The sequence below is a fragment of the Pseudomonas sp. MF08831 genome (genome assembly GCF_059862645.1).
Map to the genome: position 1 here is coordinate 496330 of NZ_JCBCUX010000004.1, position 23496 is coordinate 519825.

Sequence of the window (23496 nt, forward strand, 5' to 3'; positions counted from 1 at the left end):
TCCAAGCAAGCTCGCCTTTGCACCAAACCACAAATTTTGTCTCGATATAGATTGGCGATGGGCCAGGGTGAGAATGAAGCAGCATTCCGTATACACTGCTCGATATTTGGCCCTACTGGCGGTGGGATTTGCTCGGTAACTGCATACATGCGATGGACATTCCCTTCCGTAGCCATTTGGTCGGATCGACCGGCTTCAAATCGACCCCCAAGGAAAACCTTGAGTGCAAGCAGGTATCGCTTTGTCTATTGATCGGACACTCGGAGTAAGATCCTAAGACTGAAAGCGGGGTTAACCCTCGTAGAAACAAAATGATGTTGCGAACGTCGGCATATTGCCGCAAAGCGCGTCACTTATGCAGTTGAGGAGTGCGAACAATGGCGAAACTCCAGGCGGCGCTCCCCCCCGCGGCGGGACGTTCGGCTAATGAACCACGGCCAGTGAAAACCGTAGGTTTTCTGGTCATACCAAATTTCACCACTATCGGCTTCGCCTCCGCCGTGGAAACATTGCGCATAGCCAATATGGCGGCGCGTCAACCGATGTTCCGCACGGTTATCATCGCAGCGAACATGGACCCGGTCACGGCCAGCAACGGCATGCGCATCCTGCCCGACTACACCATCACCGATGCACCAAAACTAGATATTCTGTTTGTTGTCGGATCAAACCCGATCGTCTCTAATCACAGCAGTCAACCGTTACTCAACTGGCTACGCAAGCTGGCGCATGATCAGGTGCCACTAGGTGGTATTTGCACTGGGAGCCACTTATTGGCGCGCGCTAATTTGCTCAAGGGTTATCGCTGCACGATTCACTGGGAAGATATCGAAGCCCTGAAGGAGCGTTTTCCGGGGATCATTATTTCCAACCAGTTATTCGAGCTCGATCGTGATCGCTACACCTGCTCCGGTGGCGTCGCCTCTATGGACATGACACTACAGTTGATTGCCCGCGAACCCGGTGGTCGGGACATCGCAGCACATGCGGCCGAGTTGCTACTGTGTGATCGGGTACGGGGCGCACAGGAACAGCAACGCGTCCCATTACGACAGAAACTGGGCACGTCCCAACCTAAGCTCAGCCAGATGGTGGCAATCATGGAAGCCAATCTCGATGAGCCATTGAGCCTTGAGGAGCTCGCGCGGTTGAACGAAGTATCGGTGCGGCAATTGGAACGCCTATTTCACAAGCACCTGCAACGCACACCGAGTCAGTATTACCTGGAGCTGCGTCTTTCGCGAGCGCGGCAATTGCTATTGCGCAGCGAGTCGCAAGTGCGCGACATTGCCCTAGCTTGCGGATTTGTCTCCCCAGCGCACTTCTCCAAATGCTACAGCCGTTTCTTCGGCATATCGCCCATAAGTGAACGAAAAAAAGTGGCTGCCGTGCATTGATTGTAGGAGCCGAGCCTGTTCGTCACGGCGACCTCAAGGACGCGATCAGAGCATGCTCGGCCTATACAGGGTAGTGATGGTGCTGGTCAATCCTGCAAGGCTTTATGCGCGGTCTCGCGACTGGCGAGCATGGCAATCAAAGCAACGGCAGCGGCCGCCAGTAGATACCAGGCTGGCGCCATTTTGTTACCGGTCAATTGAATCAGCCAGGTCGCAATAAAGGGCGCAGTGCCGCCGAAAACCGCATTGGCGATATTGAAGCTAAAGGCAAAACCGCTGAAACGCACGCGGGTCGGGAATATCTCGGCGAGGAAGCACGGCAAGGTGCCATCATTCATCGCCAAGATCGCGCCAAAAGCGATCTGGATCATTAGAATGACGACCAGCGGCTGGTTGTTCAGCATGCCAAACAGCGGCCATGTAAGGGCTAGGAACAGCACCGACGCGGTCAGCAACATGGTCTTTCGTCCGAACAGATCAGACAGTTTGCCCATCAGGAAAATCAGCCCGATATAGGTCGCCAACGACACCGTTGACGCCATGAACGAATCACTCTCGCTCATGCCCATCTCGGTGGACAGGTAGGTCGGCATATAACTGAGCAACAGGTAGAACGCCACCGCATTCAGGCATGTCACACCGATCCCGGTAATCACGCTACGCCGGTGCAAGGTCAAAAGTTCGCGAACTGGAGCGTGGGTCGCGCATTCCTTGGCCTCGAGGCGTTTTTCCATCTCCAGAAATTTGGGTGTGTCTTGCAAACTCATGCGAATGTAACGCCCGACTAGACCGAACGGTGCCGCCAACAGAAAGGGCAAACGCCAGCCCCAGCTGTGCAGATCCTCAACGCTCATCCACGAATGCAGACCGGCCACGAACACTGCTCCGAACAACAAGCCGGCAGCAGTGCTCGCAGGCACGATGCTGGTATACAAACCGCGTTTACCCTCGGGGGCATACTCGGCCAGAAAGGCTGATGCACCGGCGTACTCTCCGGAAGCGGAAAAGCCCTGAAACAAGCGGATTAGGAACAACAGAGCCGATGCCCACAGACCAATATGGTTGTAAGTCGGCAGGATACCGATGCAGAAGGTCGAGACTGACATGATCAGAATCGACCATGACAATGCGCTGCGCCGCCCGTATTTGTCTCCGAAGTGCCCCCAGACTAGCCCTCCCAGCGGTCGGACGATAAACGACAGCGCAAACACCGCGAAGGTTGCCAGCAGACCGGTCGCCTTGTCGGTCTGAGGAAAAAACGTCAGTGCAATAACGGTTGCCAGATAGCCGTAGGCTGCGTAGTCGAACCATTCGACGAAGTTGCCCATGAAACTGGCACTGGCCGCGCGCCGCAGTGCCTTGCGCTCGGACACCTGTTCAAGCTGCTGGTCCAGGATCGGCGTCAGACTTGCGCTTCAGGTGCTCATTGCGAACCTCCGGTGGTAGAGGTGCAATTATCGGAATGAAGAGGCAACGCTGTATCGCTACCTGAAGCGGTATGGAAGTTGGTTTGGTTTGAGCCAGTGGCCGGAATCATGACGTAGAACATGACAAATACCCTCTATTGTTTTACTTGGCAGGGTTTAGGGTCAGTAAATGATGCGCGATATTATCGTGCATACGTTGCTTTTTCCGTTTAACTCAGCCGCCGGGACGGTTTTTTCTACACGTTTGCCACTAATAAAAGAGAACGCCGCACAGGTTCACTGTGCGGCGCGTAATCTCACTTCTTGATGATGTTGTGTTCCGGGCCATACGGGAATTTGGTGATGTTCTCCCCACCCTGCTCGTTGACGATCAATATGTCGTGTTCGCGGTAACCGCCCGCACCCGGAAGGCCTTCAGGCAGCATGATCATCGGCTCAATAGAAACCACCATCCCCGGCTCTAATACCGTGTCGATGTCCTCGCGCAGTTCCAGCCCAGCTTCGCGGCCATAGTAATGGCTCAGCGTACCGAAGGAGTGGCCGTAGCCGAAAGTGCGGTATTGCAGAAGATCGTGCTCAAGGAAAATCTCGTTAAGTTGCAGGGCGATATCACAGCAGCGCATGCCCGGCTTGATTAGTTTCAGGCCGGCCTCGTGCACTTTAACGTTCACTTCCCACAAACGCAGATGCTCGTCGGAGCAATGGCCCAGGAACATTGTGCGTTCCAGCGCAGTGTAATAACCAGCGATCATCGGGAAGCAATTGAGGCTCAGGATGTCGCCTTTGTTAACCTTGCGCGAGGTCACCGGGTTATGTGCACCGTCGGTGTTGATGCCAGACTGGAACCAGGTCCAGGTGTCCATCAGTTCCGAGTCCGGGAAGGTGCGGGCAATTTCTCGCACCATTGCCTGGGTAGCATGCAGGGCGACTTCATACTCCGGCACCTGATCACGCAAGGCTTCCACGATTGCTGCGCCACCGATGTCTGCCACGCGGGCACCATGGCGGATGATTGCATGCTCTTCGGCGGATTTGATCATGCGCATACGCATACAAGGTGCGCCGATGTCCACCAATTCGGCCTGCGGGTAACGACTGGCAAGTTTGTCGCGATTGAGCAGGTTCAGATGGTCAAATTCGATGCCAATGCGTCCAGCTTTCGGCAATGCTTGCTGGATCGCGACGAAATAATTGTCGCGCTGCCAGTCGGTGTAAACGATGTTTTCAGTACCCACGGTGCGGCGCCAAGGCTGACCGCCATCGATGTTGGCGCTGATAGTAACGGCACTGTCTTGGGTAACGACCAGCGCGTACGGGCGGCCGAAGGAGCAAAACAGGAAATCGCTGTAGTAGTTTATGTTGTGATAGGACGTGAAAACTGCCGCATCAATATTGTTTTGCGATAGATACGCTCGCAATTTGGCCTGTCGATTGGCGTATTCCTCAACCGAAAACGTCGATTTCACTTTTTCGCCGTTCTTGATCTGGATGGTTTTAGGCATTTGCATGTCATTTATCCTTGTCGTTGATTCAGCGACGTAAGACGCCACTCTGGCTGGCCGCTGAAGATCATTCGAACAGATGCGAAGTAGGATTTTTTGTGCGAATCCGACCTGTAATTGACCAGACCCGCTATTTTCGAAGGGGAACTCAGGGCTAATCAAAAAGCGCTACACACCGCGATGTTTTGGATGACATATGTCCATGGACGATCTCGACCGTCGATATCGAGTCATAAACGCAGCTTAGATGCTGACGATAGGTGACCAGCGCAACGAAGCGAGCGAGTTCGAGTGCATGGGTCTTCTCTGGGTGAGGCGAGCGGTCATAGGGGAAGGAGATGCAACATTTACTGACACAAACGGTTCAACCGGAGAATAACTCCATGCGCGCCGAGCTGCGCTGCATCAGGACTCTGCTTTGTGGAGCGACATCAGACTACAGATTATTACGTAGTCGCCTGGGGCGGACAGGATCAAACATGAGCAGGCCGCCTAACCGCTAGCCTGTAGGGGTCTGCCAAGTGCAGCGTATTTGCGCTGTTATCGGTGATCAGAGCGAAAAAACGCTTGAGTTCCGAGTAGCCCAACACATCTCAGATGTGCAGACCGGCTTCCAGAATGGGCGAGGGATGCAATTCATCAGCGGATATCATGATATAGACGATAACATTCTTGCCGAGGCAGATCTTCATTCTAGCCCGATCAATCTCGGGACAAGGGTGGCCACGATGCTAGAGAGATTACCGAAACAAGCTTGGTGATGGATAATTTCGGTCGAGAAGTAAATAACATTGATATGCGAACGGTTGAGCACTTTCGAATCGGCCACACAAAAAAACCCAGGGTTCTGTCTCTTAATTTACATCGATAAGCCAGCTCACAACGATTATCTGGAATTAAGTTCGGACCTGGGGAATCGTACCACTTGCGCCTGATTTGACTGCCAGATTCTTTTCAACTTCTAACATAATATACCGCCCATACTCTTGTGCTAGAAATTCGCACATGAGCCCTTGAACAGCTTGGCGGCCAATACATGTCAGGCGTCCACGGTCGACACAGAATGGCGCGGTAACAAATTTGATGTCTTTGTAAATACCGAGGTGCTGGGAATACCCTGTTTCAGGTAGGCTGCAACGAAAACCATTTAGCGCGCCACTCATTGCCAACAACCAGCCCGCACCGCCGAAGGCCCCCAGATTAACAGGCTCGGTGATCCAATGGTCCAGCCGCTGCATGACAGCATCGTAATCCGCATCGGAATGTAGATTCTCCGCGGTACACAGGATCAACACATTAAATAACTGCGCATGGTCCAGCCGAGTAGTCTCGGTAGCTATGCCGCTGCTTGCGTTAAGCGTGCCCCCTTCTAAACTGAGAATTTGCCACTCACAAAGCTGAAAGCCTGCTACATGATTAGCGGATCGTAATGGCTGTATAGCATTCGCTAATGAATATAGGTCAAACCCCTCAGAGAGCAAGAATCCAAATTTCACAATATGCAACTCACCGCCAGGGAATTTAGACACTTTTCTGCATCCTCAGTACCATGCTTAAACGCAACACCGCACAAGATAATATTTAGCATCTAATGCTTCTGGAAAGAGATCAAATGATAGTTTGATCACAAAGTAAGACCATATTGATGTAAATGCAATTCAATTTACACTGCCACCATTCTGCCGCTCATTCCATGACGTAAGGAACTGAAGTAAGCGAGGGCTGGTGGGAGCCCCAAATATTTGGCTAGGAGGTCCCTGTTCCTCTACGCGACCATCAGCGAGAAAGACGACTTTATCCGATACCTTTGCCGCAAATCCCATCTCATGCGTCACGATAACTAATGTCATACCTTCACTCGCAACGTCCTTAATGACATTGAGCACCTCTCCTACTAATTCGGGGTCTAAAGCTGAGGTAGGCTCGTCAAACAGCATAATGCTGGGTTCCATCGCCAACGCTCTGGCTATTGCCACCCGTTGCTGTTGACCTCCGGAGAGTTGACTCGGGTAGCTGGAAGCCTTATGAGCGAGACCGACCTTTTCAAGCTGGGCCTCCGCCATTGCATATGCCGCAAGTTTCGGCATTTTTTTTACAAGCCTCAGGGGGGTGGCAACATTATCAAGAACACGCATATGCGGCCATAAATTGAACTGTTGAAAAACCATGCACACCTTGCGAAGCGAACTCTGGATTGTGTTTTCGGGTAATTGGTACAAACCTCCAGTAACAGAGCTTCCGTAACCAATAAGGCGGTTATTTACCAATACCTCACCACCGTCATATTCCTCAAGAAAGTTTATACATCTCAGCAACGTTGATTTACCAGATCCAGAACCTCCGATGATGCTAACAACCTCGCCTTTTGCGACGGTGAGTGAAATGCCTTTGAGCACTTCATGCTGGCCATAGCTTTTTTGCAAATCACGAATTTCTATAGCGTATGAATTGGACATGCATAACCTCAGCGCTGCAGATAGTTTTTAAAATGACGCTCAGCTCTGGAGCCAATGCCAGCTAGTACAATGGCAATAGCCCAATACGTCAACGCCAATATCGTATATGGTTCCAGCATCGAGTAGCTCTGAACAGCAATTGTCATCGCCACATTAGTTAACTCAGCGACTGTTATAATCGACAAAACAGACGACTCTTTTAGTAGAATTATCGTCTGCCCGACAACTGCTGGTACGCACCGAGCCATCATCTGCGGCCACAGCACAACTCGAAATGCCTGGGTACCTGTCAGTCCCAGATCTCTTGCAGCTTCGAGTTGACCTTTTGGAATTGACTCACGTCCAGCACGAAATATCTCTGCAAAATAGGCTGCACCATACAACCCTAGACCTATCAATCCTACGGTTTCTGCAGTCCAGTCAATACCTATGTATGGTCCCCCATAGAAAACCAAAAATAATTGTAGAAGAAGCGGCGTACCCCGAAAAACATTTAAATACAGCTGATATAAAAAGGCAGCTGGTTTGTTATTAGGCTTGTAAAAACTCTGTAACGCCAGGCCTAAAACCATCCCCAGCGCAATTCCCCCAATACTCATTTTCAGCGTAACGCAAATCCCGGCTAGGATTGAGCCACCGTACTCGTCAAACAGACCAATGCCAATCAAAGGCACCTCCTATGCAATTTTTAGCCTAGCTTCCAGCCAGTTACCCACCCGTCCAGTCGCCATTGTTAGGGCCAAGTAAAGCAGTCCAGTCACGATAAAGAATTCGATGGGGCGGTAGGTAGTTGAGGCAAGGGTTTGAGCTGTCCTCATAAGCTCATGTACAGCGACAGCAGAAATCAATGAGGAATTTTTAATGATATCGATAGTTTCGTTTACAAGAGCAGGCAACATGGCCTTCAACACCTGGGGTGTTTTAATATAAATCAATGCTTGCCAGCGCGACAGACCAAGATCTCTGGCCGCCTCAGTTTGACCGTATGGCAGAAGCTGGAAACCGGAGCGCAATATTTCACCCTGGAAGGCTCCACTATTCAAAGTTAACGCGACAATCGCGGCGGCCAGTGGAGGTAAACTTATCCCAATAGAAGGCAGTGCATAAAATACTAGAACAAGCTGTACCAACAAAGGCGTGCCTCGAAAGAAGCTTACATAAGCAGCGCAGAACATCCGGAGCCACCTATGCTCACCCATCAGACCAAGGCAAACAGCCCAGCCCACCACCAGCCCTAACGCAATAGCGGTCAAAGATACCCATAGTGTGGTAAACAGGCCTGCCAAAAGCTGTGGCAAATAGTGGGCTGTAGCTGTTAAATCAAACATACCTAATTTTCCCGACTAGCATTACTGCATTCAGTTTATCGGTGCTGGAACAGCATCAGTAGGTAGAGGCATTTCGAAGCCGAACCATTTGCGCTGGAGCTTGGCTAACTCACCACTTGCGTTCAGCTTTGCAATACCGTCACTGAAGAATTTAACAAGAGAGGCGCTGTCAGCATCTTTACGACCGGCCCACGCATAGTATGTCGGCGGTCCGAAGGGAGGCTGTACAATTTCAAATACATCTCCACGTTCCTTGATTAAAGGCGCGAGATTGGGTAGGGATTGAACGACTGCATCGACGCGACGGGAGGCCAAAGCCGCATAAGCCTCATTATAGTCCATAAATGCCTTGATTTCTTTCACGCCCGAGTTCTTCGTAGGCTGCAGTACAGTCCGCTCATACTCCTTGAGCACGTCGATTTGTGGGGCTCCAGCTTGACTTCCTACTACCATGCCAATCAAATCTTCGGCACTATTGATCCGAGCGTCTCCTTTACGCTTCAATACTGCCACACTAGCAGTGGAAAAAGGCAAGGTAAAAGCAAAACTTTCTGCTCGCGCCTTAGTTATAGTAAGTGACGTGGCAACGAAGTCGAATCTTTTGCTGGATAATCCAGGAAGTATGCCCTGAAATGGCACATCTAATTGTTTAAGTTTGACCCCGGGCAAATCAAGCATAATCGCGTCGAGCAAGTCTTTCCCGTACCCGACAATTTTACCGTCCTCGATCATCTCAAAAGGCGCATAACGTGCTTCGGTTGCGACGACAATCTCGCCACGCCCCTTGATGTCAGAAAGTAAATCAGCCTTAGCCTCAGCAGCTGCAAAGGACGCTAAAGTGCCAACTAACAATGGAGTCAGCAGCGAGTACAGTGGTCTCATGACGCGATCCTTTCGATGAGTTACGAGTAGAAGTGGGCGAATCGGTTGGCGCTCACACAGCATGTCCACAACCGAAATCATGAACAAACGGCTATTTTTAACGTCGACTCATTAGGTTTACTAATGTCGGCATGACTCATGCTTGTACTGGTAAAATCCCAACTGCTGGAGCCTCGTCATGTCTCGTGCCCTACCTTCTCTTGAGGGATTGCGCTACTTCGATGCTGCTGCACGGCACTTGAGCTTCACTCGCGCATCAAAAGACCTGTTCCTTACACAAAGCGCTGTAAGCCAGAAGATTCAAGCGCTTGAGCAGGAACTGGGCTATGAGCTTTTTTATCGCCTGCCTAGGGGCTTGAGGCTTACGCACCGCGGTGAACGCTTGCACATCGGAGTCGACCAAGCGTTGAGGCTTTTAGGAACGACTTTGCACCAAATTGGAGATGAAGAGCTAAGTGGCACGCTAAAAGTGCGCGTGATGCCCTCCTTCGCTAGCAAGTGGTTGCTGCCGCGGATGCCATCCTTCAATCAAGCCTACCCTGGCATACAGTTGGAGGTAGAAGCGGATCTGAGTACCCCTAATTTCAATAGCGACGGCGTCGACTTGGCAATCAGCTGCGCTTGGACTGACAATGCCAAGCTCTCTCAGCTACACCTATTCGATGACCTCGTTTATCCAGTAGCCAGCGCGGATTTGTTGGCACGATTAGAAATCAAAGATTATGGTGATTTGTGTCAGACGATCTTGTTACATGACTCTATGCCTCACGCTGCCTACAGCACCAACTGGGACGCTTTTTTCTCCCGGCACAGCCGCTACGATATCAATACCCGTGGAGGCTGCTCATTTTCGCGGGCAGACCTTGTGTTGCAGGCGGCTTGTGATGGCCAGGGGGTCGCGTTAATGCGGCATTCGCTGTGTGCCAAAGAGATAGCAAACGGTACTTTGGTCAGGCCGTTCCCTGAGGTAATGCAAGATGGCCAAGTATGGCTAGTGCACCCTAGCATCCATGAAGACCGCCCTAGGGTTCAGGCGCTGAAGAAGTGGATTAAGAGCGAGGTGGAGCAGCACCTGTCACAGCGGCGCTTGAACCTAGGTAGCTAGATATCTGCCTGAGCCATAAGCTCTGCTAATAGTACGGAATTAAAAATCGTCATTTGTTCCTATTGGGCGTGAAGGAGATGCTACGCGCTGCCTTCACTAGACAGGAACCTCGGCATGAGCATGCCTAATTACATTACACTTCAAAATGGACCTAAAACACGGTCTACTTTCAGTGTGAAGGAAATGTCCCGACGCCTTCAACTATTACGTCAGCATATGACCAACACCAGTTTGGACGCCATTGTATTGAGCTCAATACACAACATAAACTATTTTGGCGACTTCCTCTACTGCGAGTTTGGGCGTAGCTACGCATTAGTAGTAACGCACGATAGCTCCATTCTTATCACGACCAATATTGATGGAGGCCAAGGTTATCGCCGCAGCTGGGGAGATAATCTTGTCTATACAGACTGGAAGCGTGATAACTATTTTGTTGCTCTACGTAAAGCAATCCCATTAAAATCTCGCCGTATAGGCGTAGAGTTCGATCATCTATCCCTCGATAAATTTCGCAAGGTAGAAGCCGCTCTTGACAATGCGGAACTAATTGGCATCGCGCCTGGCACCAACCGTATTCGCATGTTCAAGTCAACCGAAGAAATCCAGCTGATTCGTATTGGTGCAGCCGTAGCGGACGTAGGAGGTGCGGCTTGTTTAGAGGCGATATCTGAAGGTGTGCCTGAATACGAGGTAGCACTTGCAGGGACGGCTGCAATGACCAGGGAAATTGCTAAGCGCATGCCTTACTGTGAGCTTCGTGACACGTGGACGTGGTTTCAATCCGGCCTGAATACTGATGGCGCCCATAATCCCGTTACCAGTCGTCGAGTTAAATCCGGCGATATACTTTCAGTTAACTGTTTTCCGATGATCGCAGGCTATTTTTCTTCATTAGAACGAACGGCTTTTTTGGGTGAGCCAAATGCCCAGCAGCGTCGCATATGGGAAATCAACTGCAAAGTACACCAACGCGGGCAAGAGATAATTAGACCAGGGGTTCGTTGCTGCGATATTGCGGCAGAGCTAAATGAAATCTATCTACAAGCGGATCTGCTCAATTATCGCACTTTCGGTTACGGTCACTCAAATGGAGTCCTTTGCCACTATTACGGACGGGAGGCTGGGCTCGAATTACGCGAAGATATCGAGACGGTGCTAGAAACGGGCATGGTGGTATCGATGACACCAATGGTAATGCTACCGGAAGGTACGCAAGGTGCTGGCGGATATCGAGAGGGCAGCGTGCTCATTGTAAATGACAGGGGTGCGGAAAATATTACGAAATTAGGCTCTGGGCCTGAGCACAATATAATCAATCTTCCCTAGCTATTAACATCCAGAGCGGTTCAATTGATCAAGAAGTTCCAAACATCAAGAATCTGCATCATTGATTAATGATATCTGCACCTCTGGGTCATGTGGAGGATACCTAATCAGAACCCGAATTTTTGGTTAAGAGACCGAGATTGTGGCTCTGGATCGCGTAAAAAATCGATTGCTACTCGGGTATTGCTTTCTGGTAGCACTCGAAATTAAATGACCTCACCGATTTGGTCGATGGAGGAAACAGCTAGCATGAATCGCTAGTTTGAATATTGATAGTCGGTGAGAGGCCTATCCATTAGGAATGGAGGTCCGTCACGCTATGGCTATTAATGTTTTTAATTCGCATAGCAAAAGCTTCTATCGCCCTATAGATGCAGCATTGCGCTGGTGCAATCTCACTCGCTACGAAGCCCAAATTATGCACGCGGATTGGTCTCGTCCTGAGAACCTTGCAACCCTCTTTCCCCGATGGCCCAATCTTCACATCGCTGTCGAAAGGATTTTAGACGCCATACGCAATGGAGAACTGCCGTACGGCTGCCTCGGCGTTTCTGTTCCTTTGGGAAGCTACGTAGAGCCCTATCAGCTGACCATACGCCATTCAGACTTACGCCGCTGGATGGAAATTCATTATCCCGACCATAAGCCCAGCTTTTTATTCGAGTCCGGTGAGGATACATCTGCAAAGGTCAGTCTCGGAACGTTTCTTTCAGTGAAAGCAGATCGAGACGAGTTATCGAGAGCGTTGAAAGCGCAACAGCAACACATTCAAGAAATCTTGGGAGAACTCCAGTCGATTGGACTTGAAAGAGATGATCTCAAAGCCTTGGCCAAAACGAATGGTCAACTCAGCGAGCGTAGTGAACTGACCTATCACAATATGATCGGGGCATTGGTCAGCCTTCTTTTGGACCATTCGCCCGCCGGAAAACCTCTTTCGGTATTCACGAATCAAGCAGCCATCGTCGACGCCATTGTCGCCCGTCACAAAGATGTGCCCGGCCTCAGCAAGCGGACGCTGGATGAAAAGTTTGCTGTGGCCAATCGTAGCCTCAAGAAAAACAACTGATCCAGTCAATTGCGTTGCAATGGGCTTGATTGCAGTGCAATGACTCAGCCGCGCTAGTGCGATTCAATCCAAGTCACTTCCCACCACGCGCCAACAGGCGCCAGGAGTGACTAGCATGTCCAACCCATCGGTACCCGAACCCGAAGCGCCTCAACCCCAACGCCACATCATGCGACGTGAAGAGGTTGAACTAAAAACCGGCTTCAAACGTGCGCATATTTACAACCTGATGAAGGAAGGCAAGTTCCCGCGGGCGAAGCGTATCGGGCTGCGCGCGGTCGGCTGGGACTCTCTGGAAATCGAACACTGGATTGCAGAACGCCTTTCACAACAGGAGTGAGGGTGATGCACGTGGTCTCGGTGGTTTCCACCAAGGGTGGTGTAGGCAAAACTACAGTAGCGGCGAACCTCGGCGGCCTGTTGGCCGATGCTGGTCTCCGTGTTCTGCTCTTGGATCTGGATAGCCAACCCACCCTCTCCAGTTATTATTCATTGAGCCAGAAAGCGCAGGCAGGTGCGTACGAGCTCATTGCACTCAATCTAACAATACCTGAACGAATAATTTCTAGGACTGCAGTCGTCGGTCTCGACCTGATTTTCTCTAATGACGATCAAGGTCGACTGAGCACCTTGTTGCTACATGCCCCTGACGGACGACTACGCCTACACAATTTGCTCAACGATTTGCATCTCAATTATGACCTGCTTTTGATTGATACTCAGGGAGCCCGCAGTGTGCTGCTGGAAATGGCCATCTTGGCCTCCGATCTCGCCCTCTCTCCCATCACGCCGGAAATGCTCGCTGCCCGCGAAATGCGTCGGGGCACCTTAAAACTACTGAGTGAGCTCGAACCGTTTCGTCATCTAGGCATCGACCCGCCGCCGTTGCGGCTCTTACTGAACCAAGTGAACGTCAATCGGCTGGACACCCGGATGATCATCCGAAGCCTGCGCGAGAATTTCCCAGAGGCTACCAAGATCTCGGTTCTAGACACCGTAATCCCGGATCGGGTGGCGTATCTCAATGCCGCCTCCCTAGGCTTACCGGTCCACCGAATAGACGCTCGCCCGTCGAGTAAACGCCGGCGCTCGCAGTCTGCGCTAGAAATCATGCAGGCGCTGGCCATCGAATTATTCCCTGAATGGCGTGAAGCGATCTCTTCGGTAATGAGGTGTGCGGAGCCTCGATAAAAAAATCGCCCAATCAGCATTTCACCGATTTTTTTTTGATCGACCTTGAAGCCAATAGAGCTTGGTAAGGAGTTTTCTAATGTTGGATCAGTTTCCTATCGTTGTTCAGCCTTCCATTCGACCACGCGACGCGGCTTGCGAGAAGTACTGCACCGTGGCTTTTCGTTTGCAAGGGGGGCGCTCGGCCATGGTGTGTTTCCTCGCAGAACTCTCCCAACATTTCGAAGGTTCAGGGACTGCCGAAATCGTGAAATTCGAGGTCGGTGACCATTTACGTAGCCGACGTTAACCGAGGCGGTTCCAATGAAGAAGCTCAGTCAGGAGGAAATCACCGACAAGCTGCACCAGGACCACTTCACTCAAGGTCCTGGACTGGAGCGACTGTCCGATCCCGGCATCGACACTCCCATGCTGGTCACTCTGGAACAGTTACGTCCCTACGAACACAACCCACGCTTCATTCGTAACCCGGTTTATGACGATATCAAGGCGTCGATCCGTGAACGCGGGCTGGATCAACCGCCACCGATAACCCGCCGACCGGGTGAAGCCTCTTTCATCATCCGCAACGGCGGTAATACGCGCTTAGCCATTCTCGGCGAACTGTGGCAGGAAACTCGCGACGAGCGTTTCTTTCGGATCCACTGCCTGTTCCGACCTTGGAGCAATGAAATCACCGCCCTACTCGGCCATTTGGCGGAAAGCGACCTGCACGGTCAACTCACGTTCATCGAACGGGCGCTGGCAGTAGCCAAACTCAAAACCATGCTTGAGTCCGATGGCGCAGATCTCTCACAACGGGAGCTGGCTCGACGTCTTGCCGCTGGAGGCTATCCGATTTCGCAGTCGCATATCAGCCGTATGATGGACACCCTCGAACACTTATTGCCTGCCATTCCACAAACTCTGTATGCCGGATTGGGTAAGCCTCAGATAGAGCGCCTGATCGGTCTACGTAGTCAGGCTGAGCGAGCCTGGAACCGTTATCCAACCGCTGCCGTTTCATTTGCAGAGTTCTGGCTAGAGACCATGAGCTACTTCGATGGCGATCCTGAATCTTTTGATCTTGAGCAGATCCAGGACGAATTGCTCGAACGCATGAGCCACCTGCTTGGACAGTCCTACCGTATGCTGGCCCTGGAGCTGAGCGATACCCAACGGGTCGTCGCCACGCCTAGGGCTGTCACCACCACGCCTTCAGAAAACAGCCATCGGCCAAGCGGGCATGAAACTGCGGCAGAGTCGCCCTCCTCCGACCCTAACCCCGAATCAACTGATGCCCAGAGCAAGATAGAGCCAATTTCAGAAGAACGACTCACAGCCCCCGAAAAAAATACTTCACCTGCGGTCAGTCATCTATCACGCGTTCAACAGATTCGTGAGCAAATCGATCGCGAGATCTCCACCGAGCCGACGTCTCCAGTCGAAACCTGCCCAATCGACGACATTTGGATCATCACACCACAGCTGGATACACCTGAACAACTGCGTTTAGCCATTGCTGGACTGGCTCGAGAAATGGCGGCCTATGCCGGAGATGCCGAGAGCATCATTGATCAAAAGCGTGGCTTGGGCTTCGCCCTGAACATTGAGCGACTCGATCTTTCAGCGCCTCGCTCGACGGGCGTTCACCTAATGCTCCTGGCCCTGTTACGGGCTCAAGACGAGGTGAACTGGGAGGATCGCAAGCAAATCCCCTCCGCACTGTTCGGGCAGTTGTTGCTGGGGGTCTATCAACTCCCTCTACCAGATAGACCAGTCACGGACGTGGGTCTGGAGCGACTGCCTGACAGTATGCTAATCAAACTGTTTCGCCTGATCCGCTTGGCCCGGCGCCTAATCGACTTAACACTCATCTTTGAAGACAAAAACTCACCGGAGGAGCTGAGATGAACTTGTCCTTCAATATGCTCAATCAAGCCATGCTAACCCAGGTACTGCACGAACTACGCCTGGGCAACCTGCAACGCTGCAAGGCACTTGGACTGAGTGAGGATGACATCTTCATGCTGCAATCCTTACCACCGACCACGTTATCGCGCCTGGCCCATGCCACTGTCCCTTGGCTTGAGGTCAAGATTGACTCGCCGGTGCTGCATCGTTTGATCGAACAAGCTGAACGTGATGAACAGAACGAACGGTTGATCAACCGAGCGCTCAAGCTCGGCGCCAGCAGCACCATCATGTATCAGTGCTTCGGCCTGGCGCATTCGGAAACAGCCATGCGCCGGCGTCTACTCAAAATAGAAACCCGTAAAGGCCGCCCCCAACATTTGAGCGAAGCGCAGGAGCATGCGTTGTGGCAACGTTGGTGCCAAATACGAACAGAGGACGGCACCGAGGATAAACTCGACGCCATGATGATGCTTGCCGAAGAACAGCAGATCAGCTTGACCATCGTTTGGCAGCAAATCGACCAGTACAGCAACAAAACATGAATGCTGTTCCTTCCGGACGCTGGCAACGTGTCCTGCAGCAATGCACAAAGCAGCTGCATGAGCGCTGGCCTGCACGCCCAACCACTGAGCAGCCCTCCAACCAGGCTCTACAGGCTGGCTTTCTGTTTAGTGGCCAATCTCACGAAGTCGTGCCACGTCGGCTGCTGTTGGATAGTCGGTTGACGCCGTTGGAACGCAATGCCTGGCAGGTGTTTCGACTCATGCTGCAAGGCCAGGGCGTGGTCACGCCGCGCTATGAGGATTTGCAGCCTTACCTGTCGAGCGTGCCCTACGGTGCGTCAGCCTCCCGTGAAACCATTGCTCGGGTGTTGACGATGCTCAGGTTGACGCGCTGGCTCAGTTTGGTGAGTCGCGGACGCGATCAGCTCAGCGGACGTCTTCAAGGTTCGCTGTATGTTCTGCACGATGAGCCGTTAACCCCCGCCGAAGCCATGGAACTGGATCAGGATTACCTGGCGCTGGTCGGGCATGCCCTCGGCCATGCGACGAAGGCGGTGCGTATTGTCGCTCAGCACGTTGTGGAGGAAGTCCGCCAGGACACGAATATCGATCGTGATCGGTTACCGACGCGGCTCGACAGCTGGGGCGAACACTGGACGCAGCAAGGATTGGATCAGCCAGCCGTTGATGCCTTCCACGATTCCGAACGGGAGGAAGATCACCGCGTTCGGAATCGTGCAGGCCCTCGTTCGGATTCCGAACCGGGCCTGAACGTCAATGTTTCAGACACCGTTCGGAATCCGAACGCCGCCTGTACTGTATTAAAAGAAAGTATTTGTACAGTACCGCGCGCGACCCCAGCGGTGGATAACCTGCACTGGCCCGCTGCGCTGCACCTGAGCCCAAGCGAGCGTCAGGCCGTCGCCGTGGCGCTGAACAAGCTCAAACCAGCGGATCGGCAGGCGGTGCTCAACGAAGCGGGAGCACGTTGTGCGGCCGGTGGAATCCGCAAGCCAGCGGCGTATCTGATGGGCCTGATCCAGCGCGCACTGAAAGGTGACTTTCGTCCTTGGGCAGGTCAGGCCGAACCTTCACCCATTGCAGAATCACCTCCACCCGCTCCCTCGCGGCCATCTCGACAACAGGGCGAACCCGCGTCTGCCCTCGCACAAGCGTGCCTGAATGAGCTGCGCCAACTGCGTGGCAAACGCGGTGGACCTCAGTAGATTTGATGCCAGTGGCATCAAATCCATGGTGTTCCACTCTACGAACACATCGGACCAAACTATGAAACTCTTAGGGAAAAGCCGGGACATCTCTTTCGATGAACGTAGACGTCAGTAGATTTGATGCCGGTGGCATCAAATCTACTGACGTCTCCATAATTAGCCCTCTTAAACCAAACCGAACAGACCGCATTCAGTTTTTTGGCTGCCCTCGACCCTCATCTGTCGCAACGTTCCCGTCCAAGCGAATGCGAGGACAACACCGTGGCCGATCACTATCAACTCAACCTGGGTTCATTGCGCAGCAGCATCACCCTGACCCTGCACACCCACCACGCCGCCCGTATCTGGCAAGGTCGGACCGCACGCGAAGGCGTCCACTCGATCATGGGCATGGCCGGCTACATCAGTGTCACCAACCTGATCAAACAAACCGCGGCCCAGGACGATCCCTATGCCGACTGGGCCATGGTGCAACTCGAAGAAAAGCTGATGCAGGCCAAGACCGGAATGCTGGAACTGACCCAACAGCTGGATCGAATCAGGCAGGACCTGCCGACACAGATCGACATGAGCGACAACCTCAACATCCACCCCGTCACCTTGCCGTTGTACATCGGCAGCCAGCTGGGTTTTCTGGCGGTCTACCTGCTGACCGACTACGACACCCTGGTGCGCCGGACCCTATTGGCCCATCACACCGCCTTGATCGGCCGCGTCGACATGGAAGCCTGGATCGACGACGGCGCCCATCTATTGCGCAGCCTGTTCGGCCAGGCGCAACGCTATCGGCATGCTGGCGTCACACGCGATGACATGGCGGCGAACAACGCGCGTGCCCTGGCGGCCATCGATAAACTGGGTTTGCCCCCCATGGACATTCTTGAGGGTCATCGCCGCTCCCAGTTCGCGCCGCCAATCGTTCGCCGTGGTGCGGCGGCAGTGGATGATGCCGACGCGTTGTTAGAAGACGCGGAGGAGCTGCCTACGACAGTGGATGATCCGGAGGACGAAGCATGAATCCCATGAATCCGGCTCACCCAATGCCCTTCGATACGTTGACACAGGATTCCTATCGACAGCTCGAACACGCAGCCTCCCTAAAAGGCCTTTTAAAACCTTTTAAGGGTAAGGGGGAATTGGAGCACCTGGCGCAGGTGGCGAGGGAAATCGAGGCGCAGTTGTGTCACCTGATGGTGGCTGTGGTGCAGCAGGCCGGACAGCCTCCTTACTCACTGCTGGACATTCGATTGGTGCTGCAGAACACCAGCGCGGGCAGCACCTTTTTGCGTTGGCGCACCCGTGATTTTGCCCGTATGGGGGTTGCGGTCTGGGAACGCCAGGTCCGCAACAACTCCCTGTCCCAGGTCGTGCGCGAAGGATTGCACCGTTTCGAATGCGAGCGCATTGCACTGAACCTACAGATGAGCGTGGTGCATTCGCTTTACCGCCAGGCCTCGACCTGCGCGATCAAAATGGCCAGTGCCGAACGGCTGCTGCGCCAGTTCACAACCGCAGCGGAGATATCACGATGAGTACTTTTTTCGTCGGCGAAGGCAACATCGGCAGTGCGCCAGAATTCCAGGAGTTCGCCTCTGGCAATGACGAGCCGCGGCGTTTGCTACGGCTGAATGTGTACTTTGACAACCCCATCCCACGCGAGGGCAGCTATGAAGATCGGGGCGGCTATTGGGCGCCGGTTGAGCTCTGGCACCGTGAGGCTGAACACTGGAGCACCCTGTACCAGAAAGGCATGCGCGTACTGGTCGAAGGTCGTACGGTGCGCGATGAGTGGGAGGACAGCGAAGACAATGCGCGGGTGACCTTCAAGATCGAGGCCCGTCGAGTCGGCATCCTGCCTCACCGGGTGCACAGCGTGGTCATGCGGGAACGCTCCAGTGAACCGACGGCCGCTCAAAATACTGAGCAGGCCAGCTCGCCGACCTCGAAACCCAGGAAACACAGAGGGCAATCACCTAAGGCCTGAACGACTTCAGGCATAAAAATTGCGCCTTTGCGCGAAGTTCCTGGCCTGTCATTGCTCGCGGCTCATGAAGCCCCCCACCCAGTTGCAAACGCTCCAATAAGGTAGCAGCTTCAGCCCATTCAAAGCCGCCCTCACCGACTAATATGAGGAACCTGCCATTCGGGTTTCTCATATCTCGCACCTGCTACTTCGAACAACGCTGCTCCGAACTCAATCCGGAGTAGTTATATGCGCCTCTTCCTCTGCGAAAAACCTTCCCAGGGTCGTGACATCGCCAAGGTTCTCGGAGCCACTCGGCGTGGTGATGGTTGCCTAATCGGCCCCGAGACAACTGTCACCTGGTGTATCGGCCACCTACTGGAGACGGCCCCGCCTGAAACCTACGGCATTCAGTACAAAAACTGGTCGTTGGATCATCTACCTATCATTCCCGTGCAGTGGCAGGTCGAGGTCAAACCCAAGACTGCCGCGCAGTTCAAAATCATCAAACGCCTGCTCAGCGAAGCCACCACCGTTGTCATCGCAACCGACGCCGACCGAGAAGGTGAGATGATTGCCCGCGAGTTGCTGGAGCTCTGCAAGTATCCAGGCTCCGTTCAGCGCCTCTGGTTGTCCGCCCTCAACGAGGCGTCGATTCGCAAAGCCCTCTCCTCGCTGAAGTCTGGTCAGGAGACCTTCCCGCTCTATCACTCGGCCCTCGCCCGCAGCCGTGCCGACTGGCTGATCGGCATGAACCTCAGTCGTTTGTTTACCCTTCTTGGTCGGCGGGCAGGCTACGACGGCGTTTTGTCAGTGGGGCGCGTCCAGACACCCACCTTACGTCTGGTGGTCGATCGGGATCGTGCGATTGCCGGCTTCGTCCCGGTACCTTACTGGAACATTGAGGTACACCTATCGTCGATGGGCCAGCGATTCATCGCGGCGTGGTTACCGCCATGCTCAGGACGGGACGAGTCGGGGCGTTGCCTACAACAAGTGCTTGCCCATCACGCGGTCCAAACAATCACCGACGAGAAGTCCGCCACGGTAATCTCGTTACATACTGAGCACTTCCGAGAACCGCCGCCCCTGCCCTTCGACCTAAGCACGTTGCAGGAAGTCTGCTCGCGTAAGCTGGGGCTCGGCGTCCAGGAAACCCTGAACATCGCCCAAGCCCTGTATGAAACCCACAAAGCCACCACCTACCCGCGCAGCGATTGCCGCTATTTGCCAGAGAATATGTTCAACGAGGCTCCCGCGGTACTAGACGCCCTGCTCAAAACGGATCCTGCACTCAGACCTGCATTCGAGGACCTCGATCAATCATTGCGCTCCCGCGCATGGAACAATGCCAAGGTCACTGCGCACCACGGCATCATCCCCACCATCGAACCGGCAAACCTGGTGCGGATGTCCGAACAAGAACGCCATGTCTACGAACTGATCCGTAGCCACTACCTAGTGCAGTTTCTTCCGCATCATGAGTTTGATCGGACCCAGGTCGAACTGGCGCGTGGCGAAGAACGATTGACCGCTGTGGGCAAACTGATCTTGGTCCAGGGCTGGAAAAGCTTACTCTCCGAAAACACCGAGGAGGATGAGCCCAGTCACAAATCCCAAGTCTTACCCATCTTGCAAAAGGGAGCGCAGTGCGCAGTGGACAATGCCGAACTCAAATCCATGCAAACGGCCGCTCCTAAACCTCTCACCGAGGGTGATCTGATCAAGGCGATGAAAAACGTCGCCAAGCTTGTCAACGACCCACGCCTGAAACAGAAACTTCGGGACACCACCGGTATCGGAACCGAAGCCACACGAGCCGGCATTATCAAAGGGTTAATTGATCGCGGTTATTTGCTGAAGAAAAAACGCGCCTTGATGGCCACCGCCGCGGCCCATACCCTGATCGAGGCGGTACCAGCAGCAGTCGCAGATCCGGGTATGACCGCAATCTGGGAACAGGCGTTGGACGAAATCGAAGCGGGACGCCTGACCCTAGATGCGTTCGTTGCCAAGCAGGCGAACTGGATTGCACAATTGGTCGAACACTGTGGCGCACTCACCTTGGCGGTACCGGTCGAAGCCGGCCCGACCTGCCCCATTTGCAACGCCTCAATGCTCAAACGAAAGGGCAAATCAGGACCGTTCTGGTCATGCTCCCACTACCCCGACTGTAAGGGAACAGTGCCGATCAGAAAAGATACGCGTCGCTCATGACGCTTCACTGTAGATCGGCATGAGTATTGGGGTGATGTGCTGATCAGTGCATCATCAACGGCGGCTGATCCCTCTCTAAGTCGATAAAGTGTTGTCCGATTTCACGGGCCAAGGCAAAGAAAGTGACCGCGCCTTTATCCTGGCAACCGTCGAACAATTGGCCGCTCATCTCGGCAGTAAGTAACCTCTTTCATCGTGCTCAATGTAGTGGCTTATGCGGGATCGCCCACTGGCTTGACGTGATCCCACCCTCTCTGCTGTAGTGTCTCAGGATCATCGCCAACGGCGACCCAAGACCGAATCGCTCCGGGCAGGTCGGTCGAACTCCTTGAGTTCGGAGCCTTCTCTTTCTGCGGAATTTCATTCCTGATTTGTGCTCGACCTGATCACTGTGGCGGATGACCACTGTTGCCTCTACCAGGCAATAGCGGTCATCCGCTTCAGCGATCGTATTCAGTTCCGGAGCCCACCGGGGAAACACTGGGCACCCTTTGTGCGCGGATGCGTGCCAGCATGTTCCGACCCGGGCCACGACAAGGGTCGGTTGGCGAAGCGTGACGCAGTGAATACAGTTTTGCGAGGAGCTTGTCGACTGCGTACGACCGTCAAAGGTGGCTTTTCTCTTCTTCGCCTGGCACCCCGCCAGGCGCACTCTTCACTTTCTTCAGTCCAGTGACTACCACTATATTCCGGCCATAAAAAATCGGGTGGCAGCGTCTTGACGCTCCCCTATGACAGGCTTATACAAAGGGCGTGGTTCGCTGTCGTTGACAGCCCAGCCCAGGTAGCCAGAACCTTCAAGGCTACGCCACGTTCGTGGTGGTTTACCCAAGTGCGATCAGCGTTCGGAAGCTCGCGCGGTTACCGCTTCAGCGGTAATGAATGCCCACTACCCTATGCTTGCGGATCACCACCGCAGATGCTCCTCTGCTGCACCGCTATTTCCCCAGACGCATCGTTCTGATCGTCATCGGCTTGCCGGTGCCGAGTCGTTCATCGCTCGCCTTCACCTTACCCACCCTGACGGGGGCTCGCTTCCCCGTCAGGGGCTGTGCGTCGCCGTTTTCCCTTGAAACAGGAGAAACACCATGGCCCACGCCAACCACTCCCAAGAAGCGACCACTTACTTCAATCTGCACACCGTCGGTATCGGTTATCTCAACCGTGTTCGTGAAGTACAAGTCCGCCGCGGCCAGCCATTCATGGCTTGCGATATCGCAGCCCTGCACGGTGCCACCGATGCGGTGGAGTACACCCGTTTCGACTGCAAAGTCGCTGGGGGTGAAGCTGAACGCTTGATTCGTCTCTATATGGGCGCCGTCAAAGCCGAGAAAAAGGTCTTGCTGTCGTTCCGTATCGGCGACCTGTGGATCGATCCGTTTCTCTACGAGAAAGGCGATAAACAAGGTCAACCGGGCGCCAGCCTGAAAGGTCGTTTGCTGTTCATTGACTGGATCAAGGTCAACGGCACGTTCGAATACAAAGCGCCCGTCAGGCAGGAAGTAACAGCACCTGCTGAGCAAGCGCCAAACAGTGAGCCATCCCCTTCATCGGCTGATACCGAAGCTGAGGAGACCGCAAACCCAACAGAGGCTCGGGTCGAACCTGAATCTCCACCCGCTCCCCGCACGGCTCGCCGTGATGCTACACGTACCGTTCAGTCCGCCTGAACAGTCCACGATGTTCCCATCAAGGCGCTCCCTCGAGCGCCTTTTCTTCAATCCGCACAAGGGAACCATCATGGAATCGTTCTGGCTTTGCGACGACTGCCTGTTCGCTACTGCTTACGAGGACTACAGCACGTTATCGCTCTATTACACGACGGATGAAATTGAGAAACGCATCGCCGGTATCCATCGTGGACTGGTTCGGTTAATGCCCATCAGTGCCGACTTCGATCCCGAAACTGGCTGGGGAATAAAGGCTTTTTCCCCATTGCCCTGCGACGGTTGTGGTTCACACCTACACGGTCAACGCCACCGATTCACTCGGCTGTAAACAG

23 protein-coding genes are annotated in these 23496 nt (G+C 53.5%); 16 read left to right on the top strand and 7 right to left on the bottom strand.

From position 1 onward, the window contains the following. The first annotated feature begins 377 nt into the window (after nucleotides 1–377). Entirely contained in the window at nucleotides 378–1397 is a 1020-nt protein-coding gene (cahR, locus tag AC19YS_RS11390; RefSeq protein ID WP_010565157.1) for a transcriptional regulator CahA, read from the top strand. An 86-nt stretch (nucleotides 1398–1483) separates the two neighbouring features. Here the strand turns inward: cahR and AC19YS_RS11395 are convergent, their stop codons facing one another. The 7 genes from AC19YS_RS11395 to AC19YS_RS11425 all read right to left on the bottom strand — a co-directional run bounded on the left by AC19YS_RS11395 (nucleotide 1484) and on the right by AC19YS_RS11425 (nucleotide 8992). Beyond that, complete coding sequence (locus tag AC19YS_RS11395; protein WP_233095443.1) at nucleotides 1484–2725, bottom strand: MFS transporter; 1242 nt, start codon at nucleotides 2723–2725, stop codon at nucleotides 1484–1486. A gap of 395 nt (nucleotides 2726–3120) precedes the next feature. Then, complete coding sequence (gene creA / locus AC19YS_RS11400; RefSeq protein WP_010565155.1) at nucleotides 3121–4332, bottom strand: creatinase; 1212 nt, start codon at nucleotides 4330–4332, stop codon at nucleotides 3121–3123. An 890-nt stretch (nucleotides 4333–5222) separates the two neighbouring features. Continuing rightward, nucleotides 5223–5855, bottom strand: a complete 633-nt coding sequence (locus AC19YS_RS11405) for a type 1 glutamine amidotransferase family protein (RefSeq protein ID WP_010565154.1) — start codon at nucleotides 5853–5855, stop codon at nucleotides 5223–5225. A gap of 129 nt (nucleotides 5856–5984) precedes the next feature. Next, on the bottom strand, nucleotides 5985–6782 hold the full coding sequence (locus AC19YS_RS11410) for an amino acid ABC transporter ATP-binding protein (RefSeq protein WP_034128263.1): 798 nt from the start codon (nucleotides 6780–6782) through the stop codon (nucleotides 5985–5987). 8 nt (nucleotides 6783–6790) lie between these two features. Continuing rightward, nucleotides 6791–7450, bottom strand: a complete 660-nt coding sequence (locus AC19YS_RS11415; protein ID WP_010565152.1) for an amino acid ABC transporter permease — start codon at nucleotides 7448–7450, stop codon at nucleotides 6791–6793. A 9-nt stretch (nucleotides 7451–7459) separates the two neighbouring features. Beyond that, entirely contained in the window at nucleotides 7460–8110 is a 651-nt protein-coding gene (locus AC19YS_RS11420) for an amino acid ABC transporter permease (RefSeq protein WP_010565151.1), read from the bottom strand. Nucleotides 8111–8140: 30 nt separating this feature from the next. Further along, nucleotides 8141–8992 carry a transporter substrate-binding domain-containing protein gene (locus tag AC19YS_RS11425; RefSeq protein WP_010565150.1) on the bottom strand — a complete coding sequence of 284 codons (852 nt, stop codon included), beginning with the start codon at nucleotides 8990–8992 and terminating at the stop codon, nucleotides 8141–8143. Nucleotides 8993–9170: 178 nt separating this feature from the next. On the opposite strand from AC19YS_RS11425, the gene AC19YS_RS11430 reads away from it, so the two are divergent. The 15 genes from AC19YS_RS11430 to AC19YS_RS11500 all read left to right on the top strand — a co-directional run bounded on the left by AC19YS_RS11430 (nucleotide 9171) and on the right by AC19YS_RS11500 (nucleotide 23492). Then, a complete protein-coding gene (locus AC19YS_RS11430) occupies nucleotides 9171–10097 on the top strand; it encodes a LysR substrate-binding domain-containing protein (RefSeq protein WP_010565149.1) in 927 nt (308 codons plus the stop codon). A gap of 114 nt (nucleotides 10098–10211) precedes the next feature. After that, nucleotides 10212–11426 carry an aminopeptidase P family protein gene (locus AC19YS_RS11435; protein ID WP_010565148.1) on the top strand — a complete coding sequence of 405 codons (1215 nt, stop codon included), beginning with the start codon at nucleotides 10212–10214 and terminating at the stop codon, nucleotides 11424–11426. Between the two features lie 319 nt (nucleotides 11427–11745). Continuing rightward, nucleotides 11746–12495, top strand: a complete 750-nt coding sequence (locus AC19YS_RS11440; RefSeq protein ID WP_010565147.1) for a caspase family protein — start codon at nucleotides 11746–11748, stop codon at nucleotides 12493–12495. A gap of 115 nt (nucleotides 12496–12610) precedes the next feature. Next, nucleotides 12611–12835 (top strand): AlpA family transcriptional regulator, encoded by a 225-nt coding sequence (locus AC19YS_RS11445; protein ID WP_010565146.1) that lies wholly within the window; start codon nucleotides 12611–12613, stop codon nucleotides 12833–12835. Between the two features lie 5 nt (nucleotides 12836–12840). Further along, nucleotides 12841–13686, top strand: a complete 846-nt coding sequence (locus tag AC19YS_RS11450) for a ParA family protein (RefSeq protein ID WP_010565145.1) — start codon at nucleotides 12841–12843, stop codon at nucleotides 13684–13686. A 79-nt stretch (nucleotides 13687–13765) separates the two neighbouring features. Then, nucleotides 13766–13975 carry a hypothetical protein gene (locus AC19YS_RS11455; protein ID WP_010565144.1) on the top strand — a complete coding sequence of 70 codons (210 nt, stop codon included), beginning with the start codon at nucleotides 13766–13768 and terminating at the stop codon, nucleotides 13973–13975. Between the two features lie 14 nt (nucleotides 13976–13989). Then, nucleotides 13990–15579, top strand: a complete 1590-nt coding sequence (locus AC19YS_RS11460) for a ParB family protein (RefSeq protein WP_500601728.1) — start codon at nucleotides 13990–13992, stop codon at nucleotides 15577–15579. Further along, nucleotides 15576–16124 (top strand): DUF2857 domain-containing protein, encoded by a 549-nt coding sequence (locus tag AC19YS_RS11465; RefSeq protein ID WP_010565142.1) that lies wholly within the window; start codon nucleotides 15576–15578, stop codon nucleotides 16122–16124. Before AC19YS_RS11460 ends, AC19YS_RS11465 begins: the two co-directional genes overlap by 4 nt. After that, nucleotides 16121–17311, top strand: coding sequence for an STY4528 family pathogenicity island replication protein (locus AC19YS_RS11470; protein ID WP_034128264.1), 1191 nt, complete (start codon nucleotides 16121–16123; stop codon nucleotides 17309–17311). The genes AC19YS_RS11465 and AC19YS_RS11470 overlap by 4 nt, the downstream gene beginning before the upstream one ends. Before the next feature lie 264 nt (nucleotides 17312–17575). Further along, nucleotides 17576–18331, top strand: a complete 756-nt coding sequence (locus AC19YS_RS11475) for a PFL_4669 family integrating conjugative element protein (protein ID WP_010565140.1) — start codon at nucleotides 17576–17578, stop codon at nucleotides 18329–18331. Then, the gene (locus AC19YS_RS11480) at nucleotides 18328–18846 is read left to right on the top strand and encodes a DUF3158 family protein (protein ID WP_034128265.1); all 519 of its coding nucleotides are present in this window, start codon (nucleotides 18328–18330) and stop codon (nucleotides 18844–18846) included. The genes AC19YS_RS11475 and AC19YS_RS11480 overlap by 4 nt, the downstream gene beginning before the upstream one ends. Next, nucleotides 18843–19298: a single-stranded DNA-binding protein gene (locus AC19YS_RS11485; RefSeq protein WP_010565138.1), complete on the top strand. Its 456-nt coding sequence runs from the start codon at nucleotides 18843–18845 to the stop codon at nucleotides 19296–19298. Before AC19YS_RS11480 ends, AC19YS_RS11485 begins: the two co-directional genes overlap by 4 nt. A 228-nt stretch (nucleotides 19299–19526) precedes the next feature. Beyond that, complete coding sequence (locus AC19YS_RS11490; RefSeq protein WP_010565137.1) at nucleotides 19527–21494, top strand: DNA topoisomerase III; 1968 nt, start codon at nucleotides 19527–19529, stop codon at nucleotides 21492–21494. 1088 nt (nucleotides 21495–22582) lie between these two features. After that, entirely contained in the window at nucleotides 22583–23164 is a 582-nt protein-coding gene (locus tag AC19YS_RS11495) for an STY4534 family ICE replication protein (protein WP_010565136.1), read from the top strand. A 70-nt stretch (nucleotides 23165–23234) separates the two neighbouring features. Then, entirely contained in the window at nucleotides 23235–23492 is a 258-nt protein-coding gene (locus tag AC19YS_RS11500; RefSeq protein WP_034113377.1) for a hypothetical protein, read from the top strand. Nucleotides 23493–23496 lie beyond the last annotated feature (4 nt).

Coding starts and splice junctions, on each gene's coding strand:
- AC19YS_RS11485 (WP_010565138.1), top strand. CDS start 18,843: ATGAGTACTTTTTTCGTCGGCGAAGGCAACATCGGCAGTGCGCCAGAA.
- creA (WP_010565155.1), bottom strand. CDS start 4,332: ATGCAAATGCCTAAAACCATCCAGATCAAGAACGGCGAAAAAGTGAAA.
- AC19YS_RS11500 (WP_034113377.1), top strand. CDS start 23,235: ATGGAATCGTTCTGGCTTTGCGACGACTGCCTGTTCGCTACTGCTTAC.
- AC19YS_RS11440 (WP_010565147.1), top strand. CDS start 11,746: ATGGCTATTAATGTTTTTAATTCGCATAGCAAAAGCTTCTATCGCCCT.
- AC19YS_RS11445 (WP_010565146.1), top strand. CDS start 12,611: ATGTCCAACCCATCGGTACCCGAACCCGAAGCGCCTCAACCCCAACGC.
- AC19YS_RS11435 (WP_010565148.1), top strand. CDS start 10,212: ATGAGCATGCCTAATTACATTACACTTCAAAATGGACCTAAAACACGG.
- AC19YS_RS11455 (WP_010565144.1), top strand. CDS start 13,766: ATGTTGGATCAGTTTCCTATCGTTGTTCAGCCTTCCATTCGACCACGC.
- cahR (WP_010565157.1), top strand. CDS start 378: ATGGCGAAACTCCAGGCGGCGCTCCCCCCCGCGGCGGGACGTTCGGCT.
- AC19YS_RS11490 (WP_010565137.1), top strand. CDS start 19,527: ATGCGCCTCTTCCTCTGCGAAAAACCTTCCCAGGGTCGTGACATCGCC.
- AC19YS_RS11480 (WP_034128265.1), top strand. CDS start 18,328: ATGAATCCCATGAATCCGGCTCACCCAATGCCCTTCGATACGTTGACA.
- AC19YS_RS11465 (WP_010565142.1), top strand. CDS start 15,576: ATGAACTTGTCCTTCAATATGCTCAATCAAGCCATGCTAACCCAGGTA.
- AC19YS_RS11495 (WP_010565136.1), top strand. CDS start 22,583: ATGGCCCACGCCAACCACTCCCAAGAAGCGACCACTTACTTCAATCTG.
- AC19YS_RS11460 (WP_500601728.1), top strand. CDS start 13,990: ATGAAGAAGCTCAGTCAGGAGGAAATCACCGACAAGCTGCACCAGGAC.
- AC19YS_RS11420 (WP_010565151.1), bottom strand. CDS start 8,110: ATGTTTGATTTAACAGCTACAGCCCACTATTTGCCACAGCTTTTGGCA.
- AC19YS_RS11450 (WP_010565145.1), top strand. CDS start 12,841: ATGCACGTGGTCTCGGTGGTTTCCACCAAGGGTGGTGTAGGCAAAACT.
- AC19YS_RS11430 (WP_010565149.1), top strand. CDS start 9,171: ATGTCTCGTGCCCTACCTTCTCTTGAGGGATTGCGCTACTTCGATGCT.
- AC19YS_RS11425 (WP_010565150.1), bottom strand. CDS start 8,992: ATGAGACCACTGTACTCGCTGCTGACTCCATTGTTAGTTGGCACTTTA.
- AC19YS_RS11410 (WP_034128263.1), bottom strand. CDS start 6,782: ATGTCCAATTCATACGCTATAGAAATTCGTGATTTGCAAAAAAGCTAT.
- AC19YS_RS11470 (WP_034128264.1), top strand. CDS start 16,121: ATGAATGCTGTTCCTTCCGGACGCTGGCAACGTGTCCTGCAGCAATGC.
- AC19YS_RS11395 (WP_233095443.1), bottom strand. CDS start 2,725: ATGGGCAACTTCGTCGAATGGTTCGACTACGCAGCCTACGGCTATCTG.